1 pseudogene is annotated in these 527 nt (G+C 55.6%); it reads left to right on the forward strand.

Going from position 1 to position 527, the window contains the following annotated elements:
* Positions 1–66: 66 nt before the first annotated feature.
* Positions 67–527: pseudogene (gene secA, locus BN4575_RS20485) on the forward strand (preprotein translocase subunit SecA); the annotation flags it as partial.

The following is a 527-nucleotide window of genomic DNA, read 5'->3' on the forward strand; positions in this document are numbered from 1 at the left end:
GTGCTTGTCGACATAGTTCTGCACTTCCACCGGATCCTGGGCATAACCGGCAGGTTGACCGTTGTGCTGGTCAAGCAGGACAAAGAAGACACCGAGGAGTACACCGGTGAGGGGCACTACACGGTTGACGAAAAGAACCGTCAGGCCCTGTTGACAGAAAACGGTCAGATTTTCGTGGAAGAGCTGCTCAAGAAAGAGGGGCTGCTCGATGAGCATGACTCCCTGTTCTCTGCCACCAATATCAGCCTGCTGCACAATGTCAACGCCGGTCTGCGTGCCCACACCCTGTTTGAGCGCAACGTGGATTACATCGTCCAGAAGGATGAGATCGTCATCGTCGATGAGCATACCTGTCGCACCATGCCGGGTCGTCGCGGGGCCGATGGTCTGCATCAGGCGGTTGAAGCGAAAGAAGGGGCCAAGATCCAGAACTAGAACCAGACTCTGGCCTCGATCACCTTCCAGAACTACTTCCGTCTCTACAACAAGCTGGCGGGGATGACCGGTACTGCAGATACCGAAGCCTT

The sequence above is a fragment of the Aeromonas sp. EERV15 genome, assembly GCF_900079845.1.
Lineage (GTDB): Bacteria > Pseudomonadota > Gammaproteobacteria > Enterobacterales > Aeromonadaceae > Aeromonas > Aeromonas sobria.